The sequence below is a fragment of the Actinoallomurus rhizosphaericola genome (assembly GCF_024055675.1).
Classification (GTDB): Bacteria; Actinomycetota; Actinomycetes; order Streptosporangiales; family Streptosporangiaceae; genus Actinoallomurus; species Actinoallomurus soli.
In genome coordinates this window covers 41,138-61,759 of record NZ_JAMXMW010000036.1, presented here as the reverse complement: position 1 = coordinate 61,759, position 20,622 = coordinate 41,138, and the positions used below count along the sequence as shown (strand labels likewise).

22 protein-coding genes and 1 pseudogene are annotated in these 20,622 nt (G+C 71.9%); 13 read left to right on the top strand and 10 right to left on the bottom strand.

What is annotated here, in order from left to right:
- Positions 1–140: 140 nt before the first annotated feature.
- Entirely contained in the window at positions 141–674 is a 534-nt protein-coding gene (locus NE234_RS43510; protein WP_252787038.1) for a methylated-DNA--[protein]-cysteine S-methyltransferase, read from the top strand.
- 145 nt (positions 675–819) lie between these two features.
- On the opposite strand, the gene NE234_RS43505 is transcribed toward NE234_RS43510, so the two are convergent.
- Complete coding sequence (locus tag NE234_RS43505) at positions 820–1,770, bottom strand: helix-turn-helix transcriptional regulator (protein WP_252787037.1); 951 nt, start codon at positions 1,768–1,770, stop codon at positions 820–822.
- A gap of 187 nt (positions 1,771–1,957) precedes the next feature.
- On the opposite strand from NE234_RS43505, the gene NE234_RS43500 reads away from it, so the two are divergent.
- The 3 genes from NE234_RS43500 to NE234_RS43490 all read left to right on the top strand — a co-directional run bounded on the left by NE234_RS43500 (position 1,958) and on the right by NE234_RS43490 (position 4,312).
- A complete protein-coding gene (locus NE234_RS43500) occupies positions 1,958–2,395 on the top strand; it encodes a carboxymuconolactone decarboxylase family protein (RefSeq protein WP_308207007.1) in 438 nt (145 codons plus the stop codon).
- 165 nt (positions 2,396–2,560) lie between these two features.
- Positions 2,561–3,241, top strand: coding sequence for a YdeI/OmpD-associated family protein (locus NE234_RS45740; RefSeq protein ID WP_252787035.1), 681 nt, complete (start codon positions 2,561–2,563; stop codon positions 3,239–3,241).
- A 321-nt stretch (positions 3,242–3,562) separates the two neighbouring features.
- Positions 3,563–4,312 carry a DUF6058 family natural product biosynthesis protein gene (locus NE234_RS43490; RefSeq protein WP_252787034.1) on the top strand — a complete coding sequence of 250 codons (750 nt, stop codon included), beginning with the start codon at positions 3,563–3,565 and terminating at the stop codon, positions 4,310–4,312.
- On the opposite strand, the pseudogene NE234_RS46230 reads toward NE234_RS43490, so the two are convergent.
- Together NE234_RS46230 and NE234_RS43485 are read right to left on the bottom strand one after the other, a co-directional pair.
- Positions 4,262–4,540: pseudogene (locus NE234_RS46230) on the bottom strand (hypothetical protein); the annotation flags it as partial. The gene NE234_RS43490 and the pseudogene NE234_RS46230 overlap by 51 nt on opposite strands.
- Before the next feature lie 198 nt (positions 4,541–4,738).
- Entirely contained in the window at positions 4,739–5,602 is an 864-nt protein-coding gene (locus NE234_RS43485; protein WP_252787033.1) for a helix-turn-helix transcriptional regulator, read from the bottom strand.
- A 171-nt stretch (positions 5,603–5,773) separates the two neighbouring features.
- Here NE234_RS43485 and NE234_RS43480 point away from each other — a divergent pair, with 171 nt between their 5' ends.
- Positions 5,774–6,505, top strand: a complete 732-nt coding sequence (locus NE234_RS43480; RefSeq protein ID WP_252787032.1) for an SDR family NAD(P)-dependent oxidoreductase — start codon at positions 5,774–5,776, stop codon at positions 6,503–6,505.
- A gap of 19 nt (positions 6,506–6,524) precedes the next feature.
- Here the strand turns inward: NE234_RS43480 and NE234_RS43475 are convergent, their stop codons facing one another.
- The 4 genes from NE234_RS43475 to NE234_RS43460 are packed head-to-tail and all read right to left on the bottom strand — an operon-like array spanning position 6,525 to position 9,304.
- A complete protein-coding gene (locus NE234_RS43475) occupies positions 6,525–7,394 on the bottom strand; it encodes a TIGR02452 family protein (protein ID WP_252787031.1) in 870 nt (289 codons plus the stop codon).
- Positions 7,391–7,951, bottom strand: coding sequence for a GNAT family N-acetyltransferase (locus tag NE234_RS43470; protein ID WP_252787030.1), 561 nt, complete (start codon positions 7,949–7,951; stop codon positions 7,391–7,393). The genes NE234_RS43475 and NE234_RS43470 overlap by 4 nt, the downstream gene beginning before the upstream one ends.
- 58 nt (positions 7,952–8,009) lie before the next feature.
- Entirely contained in the window at positions 8,010–8,435 is a 426-nt protein-coding gene (locus tag NE234_RS43465) for a nucleoside deaminase (protein WP_252787029.1), read from the bottom strand.
- A 14-nt stretch (positions 8,436–8,449) separates the two neighbouring features.
- The gene (locus NE234_RS43460) at positions 8,450–9,304 is read right to left on the bottom strand and encodes an LLM class flavin-dependent oxidoreductase (protein WP_252787028.1); all 855 of its coding nucleotides are present in this window, start codon (positions 9,302–9,304) and stop codon (positions 8,450–8,452) included.
- A gap of 93 nt (positions 9,305–9,397) precedes the next feature.
- On the opposite strand from NE234_RS43460, the gene NE234_RS43455 reads away from it, so the two are divergent.
- Both NE234_RS43455 and NE234_RS43450 read left to right on the top strand, forming a co-directional pair.
- On the top strand, positions 9,398–9,862 hold the full coding sequence (locus NE234_RS43455) for an Lrp/AsnC family transcriptional regulator (protein WP_252787027.1): 465 nt from the start codon (positions 9,398–9,400) through the stop codon (positions 9,860–9,862).
- 66 nt (positions 9,863–9,928) lie between these two features.
- Positions 9,929–10,825, top strand: coding sequence for an alpha/beta hydrolase fold domain-containing protein (locus NE234_RS43450; protein WP_252787026.1), 897 nt, complete (start codon positions 9,929–9,931; stop codon positions 10,823–10,825).
- 28 nt (positions 10,826–10,853) lie between these two features.
- Here NE234_RS43450 and map read toward each other — a convergent pair whose 3' ends face one another.
- Positions 10,854–11,621 carry a type I methionyl aminopeptidase gene (gene map, locus NE234_RS43445; RefSeq protein WP_252787025.1) on the bottom strand — a complete coding sequence of 256 codons (768 nt, stop codon included), beginning with the start codon at positions 11,619–11,621 and terminating at the stop codon, positions 10,854–10,856.
- 51 nt (positions 11,622–11,672) lie between these two features.
- On the opposite strand from map, the gene NE234_RS43440 reads away from it, so the two are divergent.
- On the top strand, positions 11,673–11,990 hold the full coding sequence (locus tag NE234_RS43440) for a helix-turn-helix domain-containing protein (protein ID WP_252787024.1): 318 nt from the start codon (positions 11,673–11,675) through the stop codon (positions 11,988–11,990).
- A 228-nt stretch (positions 11,991–12,218) separates the two neighbouring features.
- Positions 12,219–13,268, top strand: coding sequence for an aldo/keto reductase (locus NE234_RS43435; RefSeq protein WP_252787023.1), 1,050 nt, complete (start codon positions 12,219–12,221; stop codon positions 13,266–13,268).
- Between the two features lie 31 nt (positions 13,269–13,299).
- On the opposite strand, the gene NE234_RS43430 is transcribed toward NE234_RS43435, so the two are convergent.
- A complete protein-coding gene (locus tag NE234_RS43430; protein WP_252787022.1) occupies positions 13,300–16,563 on the bottom strand; it encodes an AfsR/SARP family transcriptional regulator in 3,264 nt (1,087 codons plus the stop codon).
- 119 nt (positions 16,564–16,682) lie between these two features.
- On the opposite strand from NE234_RS43430, the gene NE234_RS43425 reads away from it, so the two are divergent.
- From NE234_RS43425 to NE234_RS45130, 3 genes are all read left to right on the top strand, one after another.
- A complete protein-coding gene (locus NE234_RS43425; RefSeq protein ID WP_252787021.1) occupies positions 16,683–17,324 on the top strand; it encodes a hemerythrin domain-containing protein in 642 nt (213 codons plus the stop codon).
- Positions 17,325–17,385: 61 nt separating this feature from the next.
- Positions 17,386–17,811, top strand: coding sequence for a DUF4267 domain-containing protein (locus tag NE234_RS43420; RefSeq protein ID WP_252787020.1), 426 nt, complete (start codon positions 17,386–17,388; stop codon positions 17,809–17,811).
- Positions 17,812–17,928: 117 nt separating this feature from the next.
- Positions 17,929–18,675: a Clp protease N-terminal domain-containing protein gene (locus NE234_RS45130; protein ID WP_305886751.1), complete on the top strand. Its 747-nt coding sequence runs from the start codon at positions 17,929–17,931 to the stop codon at positions 18,673–18,675.
- A 57-nt stretch (positions 18,676–18,732) separates the two neighbouring features.
- Here the strand turns inward: NE234_RS45130 and NE234_RS43410 are convergent, their stop codons facing one another.
- Positions 18,733–19,659 (bottom strand): LysR family transcriptional regulator, encoded by a 927-nt coding sequence (locus NE234_RS43410; protein ID WP_252787019.1) that lies wholly within the window; start codon positions 19,657–19,659, stop codon positions 18,733–18,735.
- 192 nt (positions 19,660–19,851) lie between these two features.
- On the opposite strand from NE234_RS43410, the gene NE234_RS43405 reads away from it, so the two are divergent.
- Positions 19,852–20,595, top strand: a complete 744-nt coding sequence (locus NE234_RS43405) for an SDR family oxidoreductase (protein ID WP_252787018.1) — start codon at positions 19,852–19,854, stop codon at positions 20,593–20,595.
- The last annotated feature ends 27 nt before the right edge of the window (positions 20,596–20,622 follow it).

Sequence of the window (20,622 nt, the reverse complement as noted above, 5' to 3'; positions counted from 1 at the left end):
CAACCGCCTCGTCGGCATCCTGCACGGCTGCCTCAAAACCCACACCCTCTACGACCAGGCAACCGCCTGGTCACACCACAGCCACGACCTCGCCGCTTGACATCCAACCTCCAGGGATGTCTGACCCGAGAGGAGCCTCGATGTCCCACCGCTCGTACACCGTGATGGACAGCCCGGTCGGCCCGCTGACCCTCGTCGCGTCCGACGGCGCCCTGACCGGCCTGTACATGGACCGGCAGCGGTACCGGCCGGAGGAGCACACCTTCGGCGAGCGCGATCCCGCGCCGTTCGGCACGGTGATCGGCCAGCTGGAGGAGTACTTCGCCGGCCGGCGGACGGTCTTCGACCTGCCGCTCGCCCCGGCCGGCACGGCGTTCCAGCAGCAGGTCTGGGCGGAGCTGCGGGAGATCCCCTTCGGGCGGACCGTCTCGTACCGGGAACTGGCCGAACGGATCGGCCGGCCCACCGCCGCCCGCGCCGTCGGGCTGGCCAACGGCAGGAACCCCATCGGCATCATCCTGCCGTGCCACCGCGTCGTCGGATCCTCCGGCGACCTCACCGGGTACGGCGGCGGCCTGCACCGCAAACGGCACCTGCTCGCCTTCGAACGGCGCGCGGACAGCGGGCCGATGGCGCCGGCGCCCGCACCGGACCCAGGGGACGATCGGCCGTAGTTCCGCCACCGCCCCTCGACCGTGTGGGCACGCCCTCGCGCTGGACGGGGGCGTCGCGGCGGTGAGATATCGCAGCCGCACTTCGTGGTGGCCGGCAACATCCGTCACTGCAGGTAGCCATGTCGGCGATCGGCGGGTGTTCGTGTTACTGGTTGTCCTTGAGGAGTTGTTGTGTGCGGGTGAGGAATGCCTGGCGGACCTCTTCCGGGTGCAGTATCTGGAGTGGTCGGCCGAGGCTGAGCAGGTAGCGGGCCAGGCCATCGGCGTCTGGCCCGCCGATGTCGATGATCGTGGCGTCATCGCCGTCCGGGTGGTGGACGCCGACCGTTGGTGGCACCAGCCTGCGGGCCTCATCGGCCGGTACGGCCAGGCGGATGGTCACCCGCACGGGGTAGGGCCTCAGCGCGATGCCCGTACCGACCATCTGTGCTGGATCTGGCGGGTCGGACAGGGCAGTGGGCTGCCCGGTGGCTGTGGCGTCGATGATGCGATCGGTACGGAAGGTGCGCCAGTCCTGCCGCGTCAGGTCGTAGGCGAGGAGGTACCAGCGGCGGCCTGTGTAGATGAGCCGGTAGGGGTCTACTCGGCGGGTGGACGTCGTTCCGGACCGGTCACGGTAGGTCAACTGGGTGCGTTCGCCTCGCCGGCACGCGGTGGCCAGGTCGAGCAGCAGCGCGGGGGAGATCTGGCTGTCGTCGGGCCGTGCGGTGTTGGTGAACGCGGCATCCAGCTCGCCGAGCCGGTCGGCGATCCTGGCCGGCAGCACCTGGCGTAGTTTCAGCAGCGCCGACAGGGCTGCCTGATCGCTGCCGGAGACTCCGCTGAAGGCGGCGGTGCGCAGCCCGACAGCGACCGCGAGGGCCTCCTCCTCGTCAAGGATCAGTGGCGGAATGCTGGTTCCGGGCCCGAGGTGGTAGCCGCCCCATGGGCCCATCTCCGATTCGATGCCGTAGCCGAGTTCGCGTAGCCGGGCGATGTCACGGCGAACCGTCCGTTCGGTGATCTCCAGCTGGGCGGCCAGATCAGCGCACGTCCAGGACTGCCGCGTTGACAGCAAAGACAGCAGCCGCAGCAGCCGCGCCGAGGTGTTGAGCACGGGCAACAGTCTGCTCGATGACCAGGACCGTTTCTGACCGGGTCATACCGTAACGTCGCCGACACGACCGAGAACTCCTCGGCCGAAAAGTGCATTACGGCGACGATGACCTCCGCCAAGGTGCGTTAGATGACGGGCCCGGATAGGCGCACGTAACCGACGAGAGGCAGGACCCATGGAAGCACGCATGAAGAGCGTGGCGAATCTCGACGTGATCACAGCGATCCAGCATCTCCAGAAGGCCATTCACGCCGGTGGTGCCGACCCGCTCGTGCTCGAGCTGGTCCATCTGCGGGCTAGCCAGATCAACGGCTGCAGCCCGTGCGTGTTCGCCGGCGTCCAGTCGGCGAAGAAGCATGGAGAGACCGAGGAGCGGCTGCACAACGTGGTCACCTGGCGGGAGACCCCGTTCTTCACCGAGGAGGAGCGGGCAGCGCTCGCGCTGGCCGAGGCCGCCACCCGGATCCAGGACGGCGCGCCCGGCGTGACCGACGAGATCTGGGACGCTGCCGCCACCCACTTCGACGAGAACCAGATGGCCGCGATCATCCTGGAAATCGCAATCACCAACTTCTTCAACCGGATCAACCACACGATCCGGGAGCCAGCCGGCAAGACCTGGTGAAGGCGAGCGGGCGTCTTCCGTCCAGAGGCCGCGGTGGCGACGTGGCGAAGGACGTGATCGGCCGGCTCCAACGCTGACCGATCCAGCGCCACTTCCGGCAGACGCCCGTCCTGGGCTCCCACCTTCGGCGGGGGTCCGCATGCCGAAAAGCCCATTACGACGGCGGTGACCTCCGCCAAGGTGCGTTATGGAGCCATCACTTTCGACTGCGCTCCCACAATTGATGATCATCAGGAGCACACGACGATGAGCGACGAACTACTGGAACTGACCGTTACGGATGCCCGAGCTTGGCGCGAGTGGCTCAGCCGGCACCACGACGGCTCGGCAGGGGTGTGGCTGGTCCTCGCCAAGCAGAACACGACCCGGCCCACCAGTCTGACCTATGACCAGGCGCTCGACGAAGCCCTGTGCCACGGCTGGATCGATGGTCGGCTACGACGGCGGGATGAGATCACCTTCTCCCGGCGCTTCACCCCTCGCGGAAGGCAAAGTCCCTGGTCGGCGCGGAACGTTTCCATCGTCACCCGTCTGATCGGCGAGGGCCGGATGCATCCGGCCGGAATGACCGAGGTCGAACGCGCCAAGGCCGACGGCCGCTGGGAGGCGGCCTACGCGGGACAAGCCGGCATCGAGGTACCAGCCGACCTGGCCGCCGCATTGGCCGCGAAACCCCAGGCACAAGCGATGTTCGACATCCTCACCTCCCAGAACCGCTACGCCATTCTCTATCGGATCACGAACGCCAAACGCGCCGAGACACGCGCCCGCCGTATCACCCAGTTCGTTGACATGCTCGCCCGCGGCGAGGCGATCCACCCACAAAAGCGCGCCCTCGGCAGTTGAATGCGGGCCCACTCCTGTCCCCGCCTGGCTCCTCCAAGCCCACGCACATGGCAGCGTGGCGTTCGACCAGACCCGGAACCTCACCCCGCCCCCAAGAACCCGTCATGGGCGCAGGCTCGGCTCAACAGCCGCCGGGCGCAAGGGGCGCCGGCCGCTTCCGTCTTTTCGGCCAGGACTACCGGGACCCCGGCGAACCAGCCGGTGAGGTGTTCGACGCTTTCGTCGGCATCGAACCTTCCCGGACCTAGCGTGGCCTAGGTGCCGCCCGGACGCCCGAGACCCATCAGCGTCGGGCGCACGCCGAGAGAGGGGAATGCGCATATGAGCCAGCAATTCGGGCCCGCTGTCAGGGGTCTTGACGGAGATGGCACATCACAGATCGCGATTGATGCAGAGGCCGCAGCAGCGGCGAAACGTGCCATTCGCGCCCGCTGCCAGGTGCTTCGGCCAGCGATGATGGGAGCACGGGACATCCGCTACGTTAAGGCCCGGTATCTGCCACTGCGGGATGTGGCCAACGCGGCCGGCCGCGACCTCGCGGAGGTCAAAGCACTGATCGACGCCGGCCTGCTCCCCCAGCCGAGCTACGTACTGCCGGACGGGACCGGCATGTTCCCTCCGGACTACCTCGCTTTGTGGGACGCGGCCGGCGATGTCACGGAGCTGCCGGAGTTGTTCCGCGTTCGCTACCAGAGCGCCGCCGCAGCCCGACATGTCGCTCTCGGCGACGATGAGATCGACCAGGCCTGGCGTGACTACCTGACCGGCGAGTACGGGGTGTGCCTGATCTCAGTCACTCCAGAGACGATCCTGGACAAGGGGATCCAGACAGAACGGATCGAAGCCCTTCTCGCCGAACCTCATCCCAATGATCTGGAGTGGCGGGACAGACTGCACGCAGCCGTCGACGCCCTGGACGCACTCGAGCGGCCGTTCACCGGCTTCGACCGGCGCCGCTTCGGACACCCCACATCCCGCGACCGTCTCATTACCGCCGTCAGGCGCGCCTACCCTAAAGGATCAGATCGCGATTACGGGGTTGAGGAGGGCGGCGAGGGGTTGCTCAGGTAGATCGCCGCCGGTCGCCTGGCGGTGCGATCCCGTCGGTAGACCCACCGCAGGCACGTGCGCGCGTCGGTGACGCCGGCTCAGTCGGGCAGTCCCTCGTCGTCGGCTTCGGAGTCGTGCAGCCAGCGTGCAGATGTGCAGGGTCTTCCCGCTGCGGCCGTAGGAGGCGATCGCCTCGCCGAGAGCGGTGGGGTGCCCGTCGCGCTGCAGCATGCGGACCACCTCGTAAGCGCGTACTGCCCGCCCGCGCTCCTTAGCGTGACTTTTCGTTCCGTTGCTACATCACCCCCGTGACCGTGCCCGGACCTGGCGTGGGCATGGCCGACGCCCGTCTGCCCACCGGTGAGCGGCAGTGCACCCAGCACCCCGCCGGCCGACCGCGGTGACCCGGCGGAGAGAGCCGGCGCTCCGAACGAACGCCGGCGCCGTTCAGCCGCTGGCGGTCCGTACGGTCAGGTCCTGGGTGCCGATGACCTTCAGCAGCTTCAGCGCCTCATGCGACGGGGTCCCCGGCGCGGCCGTGTAGAAGATCGTCCATTGATCGCGGTGCGGGTCGTGCAGCGCCTCGCAGTCCAGGTCGAGCCAGCCCACGAGAGGGTGGTGCAGCCGTTTGCTCGCCGAACGGCGGACCTGCACATCATGCTCGGCCCACAGCGCACGGAACTCGGGAACGGCCGCGAGCAGCCGGTCGACCAGGCGGTGGACGCCCGCGTCGTGCGGGTAGCGGGCCGCCGCGGCGCGCAGGTCGGCGGCCGACTCCCGCGCGAACCTGCGCGCCCCCTCGGCGTCGTGGCGTGCCCGCGCGGCGGGGTCGGTGAAGAACCGCCAGATCAGGTTGCGCTCGCCGAGCGGCAGGCGGGAGAAGTCCCCCAGCAGCGCGGCCGCCATCGGGTTCCAGGCCAGGACCTCGTACGTCGCGTCGCAGACCATCGCCGGGGTGTCGTCGAGCCGGTCCAGAAGGTGCAGCACGCCGGGCCGTACGTCGCGGACCGGCCCGATCGGCGGGCCCGGCACCTCCCCGCCCAGGTGGTACAGGTGGTCGCGTTCGTCGTCGGACAGGCGCAGCGCCCGGCCGATCGCGGAGAGGATCTGCCGGGACGGGCGGGGACCCCGGCCCTGTTCCAGGCGGATGTAGTAGTCCACCGACATGCCGGCCAGCTGCGCGACCTCCTGCCGGCGCAGACCGGGGGTGCGGCGGCGCGGGCCGGCCTCCAGGCCGACGTCGTCCGGGCGCACCCGCGCGCGGCTGCGCCGCAGGAAGGCGGCCAGCTCCGTCCGGTTCAGCTCGCTCAAGCGCCCTCCTTCGCCGGTGGGATGACCGGAGGCGACGCGCCGTCGATTCGCTCGCCGCGCCCACTCATGGGTCAAGCCTGCCCGAACCGCGCGGCCGTGACCATGGGACCGCCGGTACCAGCCTCGGCGGGTCTCTCCCGGCGGCGGCGCGCGGCGGCCAGGGTGAGGGCCATGACGAACCAGAAGAAGATCGTTCTGATCACCGGCGCGAACAAGGGGGTCGGCTTCGCGACCGCACGGGAACTCGGCCGTGCCGGGCACACCGTGCTGCTCGGCGCCCGCGACCCGGAGCGCGGGAGCGCCGCGGCGGCGGAGCTGGCGGGGGAGGGCCTCGACGCGCGGTTCGTGCGCCTCGACGTGACCGACCCGGACACGATCGCCGCGGCGGCCCGGCTGATCGCCGAGACCTTCGACCGGCTGGACATCCTGATCAACAACGCCGGCATCAGCCGCGACCGGCCGCATTCGCCGGCCGAGCTTCCCGTCGCGACGCTGCGCGAGGTCTACGAGACCAACGTGTTCGGCGCCGTCGCCGTCACGAACGCGATGCTGCCGCTGCTGCGCAGGTCACCGGCCCCCTACATCGCCAACGTCTCCAGCGGGCTGGGCACCTTCTCCTTCCTTGCCGACCCGGACCCCGACCTGCGTCCGTACGCGAACCTGCTCGCCTACAACTCCTCCAAGGCCGCGCTGAACGCGGTGACGCTGATCTACGCGAACGCGCTTCGGGACAGCGGCTTCACCGTCAATTCCGTGTCCCCGGGCTTCTGCGCGACCGACCTGAACGGCCACCGCGGCCGGCTGAGCGCCGCGGAGGGCGGGGCTTACATCGCCCGGCAGGTCACCGGGGACGTCCCGAGCGGAGTGTTCCTGAGCGAGGACGGCGGGACCTACCACTGGTGAGCCGCGTGCGCGGGGAACCTCAGGCCGGCCGTGCCGTGCCGGTCTCGGCGGCGAAGTACGCGGTGAACGCGGCGCGGTTGGCCGGCTCCGGGTTCCGGTCCCACACCGCGAACACCACGTGGTCGAAGACGTCCGCGTAGTCCCCGCCCGCCGCCAGGTGGGCGTGGAACGCCTCGGCGACCTGACGCGGGTCGTTGCGGAACACCCCGCAGCCCCAGGCGCCCAGGACGAGCCGGCGCGCGCCGTGGTGGGCGGCCACCGACAGCACCCGCCGCGCCCGGGCGCGCAGCACCGCCGGGATCCGGTCGGCCACGGCCGGGTCGCGGCGCAGCGCCTCGCCGGTGTTGGGCGCGGGGCAGGTCAGGAACGACACCGGGTACGGCGCGGGCAGCAGTTCTCCGTCGTTCCCCCGGTGGACCGGGACGTCGGGGGACCAGATGACGCGGTCGCTGTAGAGCAGGTCGCGGGAGGCGCGGTGTGCCTCGTAGTACTCGGGGGCGCGCAGCAGGCACGGGTACAGCAGGGAGTGCCGGCACAGGTCCTCCTCCTGCGCGCGGGCTCCGCCGAGGTATCCGCCGCCGGGGTTGCGGGCCGAGGCGAAGTTCAGCACGGCGATCCGGCCGGCGCCCGTGCCGATGCCGGTGCCGGTGTCGTGGAGCCGCCGGGCCGCCTGCAGGCTGCCCTCCGCGGTCACCTCGAAGCGCGTCCGGTGCCCGGGCCCGGCCGGGGGCGGCGGGATCGGCCCGTCCGGCGAGTGGCCGACCGTGCCCGCCATCGCGGCCTCCAGCGCCGGGGCGATGACGACGACGGCGCCGTCCGCGGTGGTGTACTCGCCGTCGGCGACGATCCGGGCGTTGTCGGCGGCGTACCGGCGCAGGCGTGTGCTCACGCGCGGGCCCGCCACTCGTCCTCGAGCATCGCGTAGATCACCTCGTCGGTCCACTCGCCCTTGACGATCTCGTTCTGGATCAGGTGCGCCTCGCGGCGCATGCCGAGGCGCTCCAGCACGCGGGCCGAGGCGGTGTTGCGGCCGTCGAGGCGCCCGACGAGGCGGTGCAGGCCGAGCCCCTCGAACCCCAGGCGGAGCATCACCTCGGCGGCCTCGGTGGCGTAGCCGCGGCCGCCGTGGTCGGGGTGGAACACGTAGCCGACCTCGCCCTGCCGGTGTTCCCGGCTGGTCCACATCAGCACGACGTCCCCGATCAGAGTGCCGGACTCCGGGAGCACGACGGCCAGCTGCAGCTCACCGTTCTCGTCGCCGATCACCGAGGAGGCGATCTTCCGCTGCAGCGCCTCGCGGACCTCGTCGCGGTCACGGGCGTCCCAGTACAGGTAGCGGGCGACCTCCGGCCGGGACTGGATGTCGTGCAGGGCGTCCAGATCCGCGGGAGTGTAGGGGCGCAGGAGGAGACGCTCGGTGACGATCGGGTAATCCGGCTTCAGCACGGCATGATCGTATTGCCCGCCGCGCGGCCGCGAGGTCTCATCCGCGCACGCGCGCCCCTCAGCCGTAGAAGCCCGTGATCGGGACGCGGGCCTCGTCGAACAGCGCCGGACCCTCCTGGGGCACGACCGGCCAGCCGCCGCCCGGTTTCAGGGCGTCCAACTGCTCGGTGGACAGCGCGAACACCACCCGGCCCAGTCCGGAGCGCTGAATGCCGCCGTAGCACATCCCGCAGGGCTGGCAGCTGGTGTACATGGTGGTCGCCGCCGCGGTGGCGGGGTCCAGTTCACGGGCCGCCCAGCGGGCCAGCTTCAGTTCCGGGTGCGCGGAGATGTCGCGGTCGCTGATCACGGTGTTGTGCTCCTCGGCGAGCACCTCACCGGTCGGACCGACGAGCAGGGAGCCGAACGGGGCGTCCCCCTTCCCGGTCGCCACGGCGGCGAGTTCGATGGCCCGGCGCAGGAACCGCTCGTCCTCAGGTGTCATCGTCGCTCCGTTCGTCATGGTCGTGAGTCCAGGTTCCAGTGGTCGGCCACGGTCGCGAGCGCGCTCCAGGCCGTCTGCGGATGCAGGGTCTCGGCCGGATCGCCGAGGAACGGGTCGAGGACGACGGTGTCGGCGCCGAGCAGGCGCAGCGTCTCCAGGTCGCCGACGACCTGCTCGATCGAGCCCTCGCCGAGCCGGCGGTCCGCCCCGGGGACGGGAGAGTCGGTCAGCCGCAGGAGGATGCGCGGCGCCAGGGCGGGCACGGGACGTCCCAGCTCGCCGGCGACGGTGTTCATCCGCTGCACCGACGCGCGCAGTCCGGACGGGGTCAGGTCGCGCAGCGGATGCCACGCGTCGCCCAGGCGCACGGCCCGGCGGATGCCGGCCGCGCTGTTGCCGCCGACCCAGATCGGGACCGACCCGCTCCGGTAGTCCTTCTCCTCCGCCCACGCGGCGCGGACGACTCCCAGGTACTCGTCGGTCAGCGCGCCGCGCCGCTCGAAGGGCACCCCGAGGGCTTCGAACTCCCGGCGCGCCCAGCCGACGCCTACGCCGAGGACGAGCCTGCCCCCGCTCAGCTCGTTCAGGTTGGCGGCCATTCGCGCGAGCAGGAGGGGATGCCGGTACGGCACGATGACCACCGAGGTGCCGAGCCGGATCCGCTCGGTGACGCCCGCCAGCCAGGACAGCGCGGTGAAGGGCTCGTAGAACGGCGCCGGATACTGGGCCGCGACGTCCGGCGTCACCACGAGGTGGTCCGACAGCGTCAGCAGGTCGTATCCGAGGGCCTCGACGGTCCGTGCCCAGCGCCGCAGCACCTCCGGACCGGTCCCCGGCCCGTAGTTGGGAACATTCACCCCGACTCGCATGAGAAGAAACTATCGAGGGCCTCGGGCCGCCGGGAAGGGACGATCCACGGCGTATGCCGCCTGGCCCCGTGGATACGCCGGTATCTTGGCGGAATGACCGAGGATCTGGACGCGACGGACTGGGCGATCCTGACCGAGCTGCAGCGCGACGGCCGTGTCCCCCTCGCCGAGCTCGGCCGCCGGGTCAGTCTCAGCGCCTCGGCGGCGACGGATCGGGTCCGGCGGCTGGAGTCCCTCGGGGTCATCACGGGCTACCGCGCCGACGTCGACCTGGCGCGAGTCGGCTACGCCGTCCTGGCGGTCGTGCGGCTGAAGTATCCCGGCAGCCGGCACGAGCCGCTGCACCGGCTGCTGGAACGGCGCCCGGAGGTCCTGGAGTGCCTGCGGACCACCGGGGAGGACTGCTACACGCTCAAGGTGGCCGCCGGATCCATGGCCCACCTCGAACGCCTCGTCGACGAGCTGGCGCAGTTCGGCAGCACCACGACCAGCGTGGTCTACAGCCAGACCCTGCCCTACCGGGGCCCCGGGTCCCCACCGGACGACGAGCCTCGTTGAGGCCGGGGAACACGGGGGAACACGGCGGAGCGGATCAGAAGGGATGGTGGGGGAACGTTGGTCAGCGTGAGCAGCCGGCTCGTCTCCGGCTACGTCCGCGTCAGGCGGATGAACCGTCCGTACGTCACGGCGGAGGGGGCGCGGGACCACCTCCGCGAGCGGACGCTCCGCCCGCAGCCGTACGGGCCGCCCCGCCGGCTCCGCGCGGACGTGACGGTGTCCGTGCGGCGGCCGCATGAGTGGCCGGTCTACACCCTCACCCCGAACGGCGGCCGGCCCCGGGGCTGCGTCGTGTACGCCCACGGCGGCGGATGGGTCAACGAGATCGTCTCCCAGCACTGGCGGCTCGCCGCGCAGATCGCCGCCGAGGCGGCAACGACCGTGCTCCTGCCGATCTATCCCCTCATCCCGTACGGGACCGCCGGGGAGGTCGTCGGGCGCGTCGCCGACCTGGTCCTGGCCGGGCGGGAGGAGCACGGCGCCGCCTGCCTGGCCGGTGACTCCGCGGGCGGGCAGATCGCGTTGTCGACCGCGGTGTTCCTGCGCGACCACCACCAGGTGACGCTGCCGCGGACCGTGCTGATCTCGCCCGCCCTCGACCTCACCTTCGCCAACCCCCGCATCGACGCCGTGCAGCCCAGCGACCCGTGGCTCGGGCGCGCGGGCGGACGGGTCTTCGCCGAGCACTGGCGCGGCGACCTGCCCATCACCGATCCGCGGGTCAGCCCGCTGAACGCCGACCTGCGCGGGCTGGGGCCGGTGACGATGTTCTGCGGCACCCGGGACATCCTGAATCCCGACGCGCACCTGCTGGCCGGCAAGGCGGCCGAGGCCGGGGTCGACCTCGAGTTCCACGAGGCCCCGGGCCTCGTGCACGTCTATCCGCTCACTCCGACGCCCGAAGGCAAGGCCGCCCGTGCCGTGATCGTCGACCGGCTCCGCGCCGCGCCGCCGTCCGCCTGAGCGTTCGTACCGCCGCCGGCGGCGGGCGTCAGGGGAGGGTCAGGATGACCGGCCCGTCGTCGGTGACGGCGACCGAGTGCTCGACATGGACCGTGCGGCTGCCGTCTCCGCTGACCAGGGACCAGCCGTCCTCGGCCATCGCGTAGTCGTCATCGCCGCCGGCCATCAGGCTCGGCTCGATGGCGATGACCATGCCGGAGCGGAGCCTCAGGCCGTGCCCTCGACGGCCCTCGTTGGGCACCCACGGCTCCTCGTGCATGGCCCGCCCGATGCCGTGGCCGGCGAAGTCGTTCTGGATGCCGTACCCGGCCGCGCGGCCGATGCGAGACATGGCCTGGCCGATGTCGCCCAGCCGCGCGCCCGGCACGGCCTGCTCGATCCCGGCGGCCAGCATGCGCTCGGCCGTCGCGATCAGGTCGCCGTCGCCCTGGCGAGCCTCGCCGACGCAGAAACTGACGGCACCGTCGGCGTGCCAGCCGTCGATGTGCGCGCCGCAGTCGATGCTCAGCAGGTCGCCGTCACGGAGCCGGTAGCCGGTGGGCAGGCCGTGCAGCATGACCTCGTTCACCGAGGTGCAGATCACGCCGGGGTAGGGAGTGGCGCCGAACGTCGGGTGGTAGCCGAGGAAGGACGATCCGGCCCCGGCCTCGTGCATGATCTGGCGGGCCAGCTCGTCGAGCTCGCGCAGGCTCACCCCGGCGGTCGCGTACGAGCGGACCTGCGTGTGCACCGCCGCGACGACCCGGCCGGCCTCGCGCATCACCTCGACCTCACCGGCGGTCTTGAGCTCGATCAACTTCTGCCTCCTCAGCGCCCAAATAACTATACCGGTATTAGTATTGGGCTCATGGTACGCGAACCGTTGTCGATCGCCGACCGCCTGCGCGGGGAACGGCTGGGCGAGCTGCTGCGCGAGGCCAGGGGTTCGCGCAGCATCACCGACGTGGCACTCCGGGCCGGCATCTCCCCGGAGACCCTGCGGAAGATCGAGAGGGGCCGTATCCCCACCCCGGCCTTCTTCACGGTCGTCGCCGTCGCCGGGGTGCTGGACCTGTCACTCGACGGACTGCTGGCCGAGGTCAGCCCGCCCGAAACGGCCACCGACGCCAGGGGCGAAGGCGTCGCGGACACTCCGGCCGACGGCGTGCGCAGAGCCGCAGGCTGATGGCCCGGCGGGCCGTCCGCCGCGCAGACCGGCCGTTCGCCGTCGCGCTCGCGCTCACGGGGACCGCTCGGCCGGGGCGCACCCGGATCTTGATCTAGAGCCGACTCTAGCTCCTAAGGTACGGCGGGCGCGGCACCGCCGGCCCGTACGGACGGCGGAGCCGTGACCGTCGCGACCACCCACGCGACGATCGACGTTCGAGCGCTCTCTCGAGAAGGAGCATGATCCATGCGCTATCGCGTTCTCGGCGGCACCGGCATCCAGGTGAGCGTCCACTGCCTGGGCGCCATGATGTTCGGGGCCGTCGGCAACCCCGACCACGACGAGTGCGCCCGCATCATCCACGCCGCCCTCGACGAGGGGGTCAACTTCATCGACACCGCCGACATGTACTCCGCGGGGGAGTCGGAGGAGATCGTGGGCAAGGCCCTGAAGGGGCGGCGCGACGACGTGGTGCTGGCGACCAAGGTGCACTTCCCGATGGGGGAGGGACCCAACCGGGGCGGGAACTCCCGGCGCTGGATCGTCAAGGAGGTCGAGGAGAGCCTCCGCCGGCTGCGGACCGACTGGATCGACCTCTACCAGATCCACCGCCCCGACCACACCACCGACATCGAGGAGACGCTCTCCGCGCTGACCGACCTGGTGCGCCAGGGCAAGATCCGGGCCTTCGGCTGCTCGACGTTCCCCGCCGAGGACATCGTCGAGGCCCACCACGTGGCCGAGCGCCGTGGCCTGGGACGGTTCCGGACCGAGCAGCCGCCGTACTCGCTGCTCGCCCGGGGCATCGAGGCGTCGGTGCTGCCGGTCTGCCGGCGGCTCGGGATGGGCGTGATGACGTGGGGCCCGCTCGCCTCGGGCTTCCTCACCGGCAGGTACCGCAAAGGCGGCACCGTCGACCTGTCCACGGGCCGTCCCGCGCTGACCCCGGGGCGCTTCGATCCCGCACTCCCGGAGAACGCCGCGAAGTACGAGGCCGTCGAGCGGCTCATCGAGCTCGCGGCCGACCTCGGGTGCACCCTGCCCGAGCTCGCCGTCGCCTTCCCCGCCGCGCACCCGGCCGTCACCTCGGTGATCATCGGCCCCCGGACGATGGAGCAACTGCGGGTCACGCTCAAGGGCGCCGCGCTGACCCTCGACGACGCGACCCTCGACCGGATCGACGAGATCGTGCCTCCCGGAACCGACCTGTACCGGGCGGACGGCGCCTGGCGGTCGCCCGCCCTGACCGACCTGTCGGCGCGGCGCCGTCCCCTCGCCGAGCGCGCCGCCGGCTGAACGCCGAGGCACCCCGATGCCGTTCTTGCCTTCAGCGTTCCTGCGGGGGCGGAACACGGACGCCGAGGGCACGATCGGCGCGTGTTCGGGCGTCGGCGGACCAGTGGGGGGCGTTCCACCGGTCGGCGATGGCGGCGGCGTGGGCGAAGTGGGCGGCGGCCTCGTCGTCCCGGCCGAGGAGGAGGGCGAGTTCGCCGAGCGTGTGGGCGACCGGACGCAGGGCCAGCGACAGGCTCTCCGCGCCGGCCGGGGGACCGTCGCGGTGGGGGAGCAGGTCCGCGTAGATCTCCGCGGCGGCATCGCGATCGTTCAGTGCGACGATCGCCATCGCGCGCAGGCTCGTCAGGAAGGTGAAGAAGAAGTCGGGCCGGATCGGGCCCGTTGACGTGCGTGCCTCGTCGCTGCGGCCGGCGGCGTGGAGGGCGAGCGCGAGCAGGTCGGCGACCATCGGGCCCAACGCCTCGTGGAGAGCGCGCACGTCGTCCAGGTGGTCGCCGAGCGTGCCGTCGTTCAGCCAGATCACCACCAGCGCGAGGCGGAGGAAGCCGGCGTGCACCGATCCGGCGCGTTCCATGTGTGCGGTGGCCTCGGTGTAGAGGCGCTGAGCGTCGGCGAACCGGCCCTCGATGAGCACCAGGGACGCCAGCGCGATCTCGGCGGCGCTGATCGCCTCCGGCATCCGGTAGGCGCGGGCGAGGTCGAGCGCCTCGCCGGTCACGCGGCGCATGGTCGCGGGGTCGTTGGCCGCGGCGGCGTTCGCGGCCTGGTCGAGCAGCCCGGTCACGCGGTAGACGGGCAGGTCGTGCTCGACGCCGATCTCCACCAGCTCGCGGGCGTACTCCTCCCGCCCGGGCTCGCCGGCCAGGACCAGAAGCGCTGCGGCCCGGAGGCGGGGATCGGTGCTGAGGTCGAGGGCTTCCCGCGCCGCCGCCATGACCGTCGGATCGTCCTCGCCCACCAGCTCGTTGGCGTACGCGACCAGCAGCCGGGACCGCACGTCGGGGGCGAGGTCGGTCCGCTCGAGCAGACGGCTGAGGCGGTCGACGATGGGACGGTCGACCGTGCCGTACGTGCGGGCCTGCCAGGGGGTGGGCTCGGTCCAGGCGGTGAACGCGGCGATCATCAGGTCGTCGCGGCCGATCGACTCGGCGTACTCCACGGCCTGCTCGCGCGTGTCCCTGGCCGCGGCGACGGCCCCGGCCCTGATCTGCGCGCGCAGCAGCCTGCCGAGCAGGCCGACGCGCTCGTCCGGATCGCTGGAGTTGGCGACGGCGTCGGCGAGGAGTACGGCCGCCACGTCGTGGGCGTAGCGCGCCTCGGCCAGTTCGGCGGCCCGTACGCAATAGGCGACGGCCTTCGGCGATCCCGCTCGCGCATAGTGATGGGCGAGCGCCGCGACGTCGCCGGTGCCCTCCAGGGCGGCGGCGATCCGGGCGTGCATCCTGGCGGCCCGCAACCGGGTGACGTCGGCGACCAGCGTGTCCCTGACCAGCGCGTGAACGAACCGGACACGCCCGGGCCCGGGTTCGTCGAGCAACCCGGCGATGACGCCCGCGTCCAGCGCGTCCAGCACCCCGTCCTCGTCGGAGTCGGCGGCCCGTACGAGCACGTCCACCGAACTCTCCCGGCCGGCCACCGCCGCCAGCCGCAGGACGGACACACCGCTCTCGGGGAGTCGTGCCAGTCGGCGCCGCAGCACGTCTCGTACACCCTCGGGGACCTCGGAGAGCGCGACCAGCGCGCCCTCGCCGGTCAGCAGCCGCGCGCTCTCCCGCACATAGAACGGGTTGCCGCCGGTTCGCTCGGCGATCCCGGCCACGGTCGCGTCGTCGGCCTCGCACTCGGCACGTACGAGCTCCGCGACGGCGTCGCCATTCAGCCCGGGCAGATCCAGCCGGAGGGGCGCGGTACGGGCGAGGGACCCGAGCGTTTCGGTGAGGCGCTCGCTCTCGTCCGCCCGGTACGCCACGACGACCAGGATCGGGGCCCGCACGCCGACGCCGCCGCCGAGCAGTTCCAGCGTGGCGGCGTCCGCCCAGTGCAGGTCGTCCAGGACGACGGCGACGGGCCGGTCGGCGGCGGCCGCCGCGAGCCAGTTCCACACGGCCTGCCGGAGCCGGAACCGCCCGGCCGCCGCGTCGTCGTCCACCCGCGCGGAGTCGGAGAGCAGCGGCGCCAGGTCGTCCGCGAACTCCCCCGGAGGAACGCTCACGGCCACCTTCCGCAGCGCCTCGACCCACGCCCATGCGGGCGGCGCGCTGTCCACCTCGGGACAGCGCCCGGCGGCCACGAGCCACCCGTCCTGCCCGAGTCGCGCGCCGAGGTGCTCCAGCAGCGTCGACTTGCCGAGCCCCGCCTCCCCGGTGACGAGCGCGACGCGCGCCCCGTCGACGGTGGCCTCCCCGGCGGCCGCCACCAGCGCCGCCAGCTCGCCCTCCCGCCCCACGAACGTCGTCACGCGGGGCCCGTGGTTCGGAGGCGGCGGCGCGGTCGCCCGGGGCCGGGGCGTGTCCGCGGAGGGCGGAGGGACGGCCGCGCGGAGGACGTCCGTGCGCTGGGTGAGGATCGCCTCTTCCAAGGCCACCAGGTGCGGGCCGGGGTCGAGGCCCAGCTCGTCGGCGAAGGTGGCGCGGGCGCGGCGGAGCGCGGCCAGCGCGTCGGCCTGGCGGCCGCTGCTCCACAGCGCGAGAGCGTGCATGCGCCAGCCCTCCTCGCGCAGGGGAGCGTCGCGGGTGAGGCCCTCTGTCTCGGCCACCACCGCCCCGGGGTCGCCGAGCCGCAGTCCCGCGGCGACGTGCAGTTCGCGGGCGACCAGGCGCAGCTCGTTCAGCCGGGCGGTCTCGGCGGCGGCCCACGGCTCGTCGGCGACCTCGGCGAACGCGGGTCCGCGCCACAGCGCCAGCGCCTCGTCCAGCCGGGCGCGGGTCTCACGGGGATCGGTGAGCGTACGGGCCTCGTCGAGCAGCTCCTCGAAGCGCCATGCGTCCACCGCCCCCGGCGGCAGCCGCAGGGCGTAGCCGGGCGACGCGCTCACCAGCAGGCGGGCCGGGGTCCGCGGCGGGCGGCCGGGTTCCAGCAGGCGGCGCAGGTTCGACACGTACGCCTGCAACGACGCCAGGGCGCGCGACGGTGGTTCGCCGCGCCACAGGTCCTCGACCATCCGGTCGACCGGCACGACGTGCCCCCGCGCCGCCACCAGCAGGGCCAGCACGCCGCGCTGCCGCGGTCCGCCGAGGGGAACGGGCTCGCCGCCGGCCTCGGCCGCGAACGAGCCCAACACCCTGATCAAGATCATGAGGTGACACATCGTACGCGCGGCCGCCGCACGCGTTCCAAGTCGACTCCAAGTGCCTTCCAAACCCCCGGGAGCAGTCTTGACCACGTCGAACAGAACAGCTGAAGGGGCAGGAACAGATGAGCGTCGACACCCAGAGCATGGAGATCGTCCACCGGGCATTCCGCCGCGAGTCGCGGCTGCTGATGGAGCTCGTCGCGGCGGTCGCCCCGGGCGACACCGCTCGCGCCAAGGTGATCGCCGACCACTTCCGCGACTACCGGCTGGGGCTGAAGAACCACCACGAGGGCGAGGACGAGTTGCTGTGGCCGCCGCTCCTGTCCCGGGTGGATCTGGAGGCGGACATCGTCCTGCGCATGGAGGCCCAGCACGAGCGCGTCGCGGCCACGCTGGCCAGGCTGGACGCCGCAGTCCCGGCGTGGGAGGTCACCGCCGGAGCCGACGAGCGCGACACCCTCGTGGCGGTTCTCGCCGATCACCGGGCGGTCCTGCTCGAGCACCTCGACGACGAGGAGGCCACGCTTCTTCCGCTCGCGGCCGAGTACATCACCGAGCAGGAGTGGGCCGCACAGGGCGACCATCTGGTGGCCAACACGCCCAAGCTCACCCTGCTCACGCTCTTCGGCCTCGTCCTGGAGGACGCGAACCCGGCCGAGCGCGCCACGCTCCTCTCCGCCCTCCCCGCGCCGGTGCGCGGCATCTGGCACGTCATCGGCCGCCCCCGCTACGCCCGCCACATCCGCCGCGTCCGCGCGGCCTGACCAGACCCCGAACCCCACGCACGACTCACCAGCTCACCGAAGACTCGCACGGAGAAGAACGATGTCACTGAAGAAGATCAACACCGTCCTGGCCGCCGCCTTCATCCTCTTCATCCTCTGGTTCGGGACGGAGTTCATCCTGAGCCCGGAGACGACCGCGCCGGGCTTCGGCCTGCCGAGCTGGCCGTCCGGCGACGGCGGCGGCTTCCTGATCATCAAGGGAATCCGCGACGTCGTCCTGGCCCTGGTCCTGGGCATCCTGCTGGTGACAGGCCACCGCCGGGCGCTGGGCTGGGTGCTGCTGGTGGAGGCCCTCGCCGCGTACGGCGACATGACCAACGTGCTGGCCCACCACGGCTCCGTGGCCACCGCGCTCGGCGTCCACGGCCTGACCGCGACGCTGATGGTCGTCAACGGCCTGCTGATGTTGCGCGAGACCCGCAAGGTCGCGGCCGCTCCGGCGACGCCCGCCCCGCAGCCCGCCTGATGCCATTAGCCGATCCGGGCGCGGGAGGACCGGGTCGCGAGGTTGGGGTTATATACGAATAACCCCAACGGGTGTATACCTGAGGCGTCATCGCGTTCCCGAGCCTGAGGACCGGCCATGCCGAAGATCAACGTGTACCTGCCCGACGAACTCGCCGAAGCCGTCAAGGAGGCCGGCGTCCCGGTGTCCGCGATCTGCCAGCGGGCCCTGGAACAGGCCGTGCGGCGGGTCACCGCCATCCGTCAGACCGCACTGGGCGAGCTGTCCCAGGACGATCTGGGCGAGCGGCTGCCCTCGTTCACCGCACGGGCCCACACGACGATCAAGCTGGCCGTCGATCGCGCGTCCGCCGACGCCCGTTCGAGCGTCGGGACGGCGGACCTGCTGGCCGGAATCGTCGCCGAGGGCGGCAACCTGGCGTTGCACGTGCTGCGCGCCATCGACATCGACCCTCTTCAGGTGCAGCGCGACCTCGAACGGCAGACGGAGCCCGAGGCCGGCGGCGCGCAGGACGACTCGTCGGCGCGCTTCAGCGTCGCCGCCGCCGGCGCGCTGGAACTGGCGGTGACCGAGGCGACGGCCCTCGGGCACAACTACGTCGGCTGCGAACATCTGCTCCTGGGACTGGTCGGCGAACCCGAGGGCACGGCCGGCCGCGTCCTGCGCGGGCTCGGCGCCGAGCCCCGGTTGACCCGGCGCGCGGTCACGGCCGCGCTGGCCGGTTACGTGCACCTGCGGGCCCAGACCTCCGCAGCCGACCCCGCCAAGGCCCTGGCCGACGCCGTACGGCAGCAGTTGCAGCCGGTCGTCGCGCGGATCGAGCGGCTGGAGCAGCGCCTCGGCCCGGTGCCGGGAGGAGAGTGAGCGACGTGGCGTGCCGGGTTGCCCTCGTCCGGCCGGGTTCTGTGGCCGGTCGCGCGGTCAGGAACCGGCGTGTTCGGCGGGGCCGGGGTCCGGGCCGGTGAGGTGGGCCCGGGCGTGATCGCGGAACACGGCGACCAGGCGGCTGCGGTCGTCGGCACGGGTGGCCAGCACGACGTGAGCCGGATCGACGCCCTCCAGCGGAATGGCGGTGAGGTCGGGACGCAGGGCCGCCAGGTTGTAAGCGGCGGAGATGGCCACGGCCTGTCCGGAGGCGACGAGTTCGAACTTGTCCTCGACGGTGTCGACGACGGGACCGTCGGGCGCGGGGCGGCCGTCCGGGCGGGGATCGATGCGCCAGTAGGCGCTCCACGCCGGGTCGGAGTCGCGCAGCCGGGGAAGGGGCTCGTCGGCGATGTCGTCGAGGGAGACGCGTTCCTTGCCGGCCAGCCGGTGGTCCAGTGACACGATCACCACGCGCGGCTCGTCGTAGAGGACCGTGACGTGGAGGTGGTCGGTGGGGAAGGGCAGCCTGCCGACCACCGCGTCCACCCGGTGCTCCAGCAGCGCGGGCCGGACGTCGTGCCAGGCGATGTGCTGGGCGTGCACTTCGGCGTCGGGATGCCGGTGGCGCATCGCGCGCACGGCGGGTGTGATGATCACGCCGTTGGTGTAGCCGACGATGATGCGGCTGGGCCGGGCGGCGGCCTGGGTACGCGCGATGGCCTGGGCGGCGGTGCGCAGCAGCGCCTTGGCCTCGGGCAGGAACACCTCGCCGGCCTCGGTGAGGCGGCTGCCCTGCGGGGTGCGGTCCAGCAGCCGGGCGCCGAGTTGCTGTTCCAGGCGGTGGATCTGCCGGCTCAGCGACGACTGGGTGAGATGCAGGACCTCGGCGGCGCGGCCGAAATGCCGGTACTCGGCGATGACCGTGAAGCAGTGCACCAGCTGGAGGTCGAGGTTCACCGAGGACGGCGACGCGTCGGGCATGACCGCACAGTAGTCCTCGTTCTGACCGGTTGAAGTCGTGACCTGTGGTGATGCGCGAACCGCGACGCGCGTTGCAGAGGTTTCATTGGATCGGGGAGGCCGTCCAGCGGCAGGCTGGGAGTACCGGCGCGGCACCGTCGATGTGCCTTATCGGAGCCGGTTCGCCTTCGCCTCTTGAAAAGGATGTTCGCCATGGGCAGGTACGACGGCAAGCGTGTCGTGATCACGGGCGGCAGCAGCGGCTTCGGTTTGACGACGGCGAGGCTACTGGTGGACGACGGAGCACGCGTTCTGATCACCGGGCGCGGCCAGGCCAGGCTCGACGCCGCCCGCGAGCAGCTCGGCGAGAACGCCGTGGCGGTTCAGAGCGATGCCGCTTCCCTTCCTGACATCGCCGCTCTCGCCGACCGCGTGAAGGCCGAGTTCGGCACCGTCGACGCCCTGTTCGTCAACGCCGGCATCACCCGGACCGTGCCTTTCGAATCGATGACCGAGGAGGTGTACGACGAGCTCTTCGCGATCAACGCCAAGGGCGCCTACTTCACCGTGCAGAAGCTCGCCCCGCTGCTGAGTGAGGGGAGCGGCGTGGTCCTCACCACCTCGGTCGCGAACGTCAAGGGCATGCCGATGGTCAGCGCCTACGCGGCCAGCAAGGCGGCCCTGCGCTCCATGACCCGCGGTCTCGCCCGCGAACTGCTCCCGCGGAGGATCCGCGTCAACGCGATCAGCCCTGGTCCGATCGACACCGGCATCCTGGACAGGTCGCTGCCGAAAGAGGCCGCCGAGCAGACCAAGGCGCAGATGACCGCGAACAACCCCATGCTGCGGTTCGGCGATCCCGGCGAGGTCGCCAAGGCGGTCGTGTTCCTCGCGTTCGACGCCACCTACACCACGGGCGCCGAGCTCACCGTCGACGGCGGCGCCTCTCAGCTGTGAGCCCAGCGGCCGTGGACCGGTCGCCCG